General features: G+C 54.2%; 1 rRNA gene (only partly in view). It reads right to left on the bottom strand.

The annotated features are described in order from the left end of the window. Positions 1-1,713: ribosomal RNA gene (locus QP981_RS11040) — 23S ribosomal RNA — on the bottom strand; it reaches 1,450 nt to the left of the window's first position. Between the last annotated feature and the right edge of the window lie 120 nt (positions 1,714-1,833).

Genomic DNA, 1,833 nt, shown 5'->3' with positions numbered 1-1,833 from the left:
ATGTGCTCCGGATTTACCTAGAACACGGGCCACACGCTTACACCACGATATCCATCACGTGGCACGGCTACCTTCCTGCGTCACCCCATCACTTGGCTACTACCAGTTCAGGTCCCCAGCATCACACACACCAACCAACCTAAAAGGCTGGCAAACGGCGCGTGTTCAGGTGGGTTAGTATCCCTGATTCACCATGGGCGCGGACACACGGGTACGGGAATATCAACCCGTTATCCATCGACTACGCCTGTCGGCCTCGCCTTAGGTCCCGACTCACCCTGGGAGGATTAACCTGGCCCAGGAACCCTTAGTCATTCGGCGGAGGAGTTTTCCACTCCTCATTCGCTACTCATGCCTGCATTCTCACTCGCGCACACTCCACACTAGGGTTACCCCAGCGCTTCACAGCAGTCACGCGACGCTCCCCTACCCAACCACCAAAAAATGGTGATTGCCGCGGCTTCGGCGGTGTACTTGAGCCCCACTACATTGTCGGCGCAGAACCACTCGACCAGTGAGCTATTACGCACTCTTTCAAGGATGGCTGCTTCTAAGCCAACCTCCTGGTTGTCTTCGCGATCCCACATCCTTTTCCACTTAGCACACCCTTAGGGGCCTTAGCCGGCGATCTGGGCTGTTTCCCTCTCGACTACGAAGCTTATCCCCCGCAGTCTCACTGCCGTGCTCTGACCTCACCGGCATTCGGAGTTTGGCTGATGTCGCTAAGATGATAGTCCCGCTAAACCAACCAGTAGCTCTACCTCCAGGAGGAAACACACGACGCTGCACCTAAATGCATTTCGGGGAGAACCAGCTATCACGGAGTTTGATTGGCCTTTCACCCCTACCCACAACTCATCCCCTCAGTTTTCAACCTAAGTGGGTTCGCGCCTCCACAGAGTCTTACCTCTGCTTCACACTGGCCATGGGTAGATCACCCCGCTTCGGGTCCAGGACATGCCACTGACAACACACTAGTTAGTATTCGCTTTCGCTACGACTACCCCACCAAACGGGTTAACCTCGCGACATGCCGCTGACTCGCAGGCTCATTCTTCAAAAGGCACGCCATCACCCCACAAAAAAGGGCTCTGACGGATTGTAAGCACATGGTTTCAGGTACTATTTCACTCCCCTCCCGGGGTACTTTTCACCATTCCCTCACGGTACTAATCCGCTATCGGTCATAAGCAGGTATTTAGGCTTACCGGGTGGTCCCGGCAGATTCACAGCAGATTCCACGAGCCCGCTGCTACTCGGGCAACACACCAATTGCACGCACGGATGTTTCACGTACCGGACTCTCACCGTCTACGGCAGGACATTCCAATCCACTTCCGCTACACCCACACAACACAACGCAGGACTAGCAGACCCTGCACAATGCATCCCCACAACCCCACGCACGCAAACCCTGCCAGGTATCACACGCACGCGGTTTAGCCTCATCCACGTTCGTTCGCCACTACTAACGGAATCACAATTGTTTTCTACTCCTACGGGTACTGAGATGTTTCACTTCCCCGCGTAACCACCAATTAGACTATGAATTCATCTAACGGCGACCGCCCACAACGACGGCCAGGTTTCCCCATTCGGACACCCTCGGATCAACGCTCAGTTGGCAGCTCCCCGAGGCCTATCGCAGCCTCTCACGTCCTTCATCGGCCTACTATGCCAAGGCATCCACCATGCGCCCTTACAACACAACACACAAACAAATAACTAAGAACAATCACAAACAGAAAAACTGCTTGACAAAATCGAACTTACAGAAAAACAAGATGCTCGCGTCCACTATCCAGTTCTCACACAACACCCACACACCACACA

It is taken from the genome of Corynebacterium sp. MSK047, from assembly GCF_030232285.1.
GTDB classification, from domain to species: Bacteria; Actinomycetota; Actinomycetes; order Mycobacteriales; family Mycobacteriaceae; genus Corynebacterium; species Corynebacterium jeikeium_D.
The sequence above is the reverse complement of the archived record's forward strand: the minus strand, read 5'-3'. Positions and strand labels throughout refer to the sequence as shown.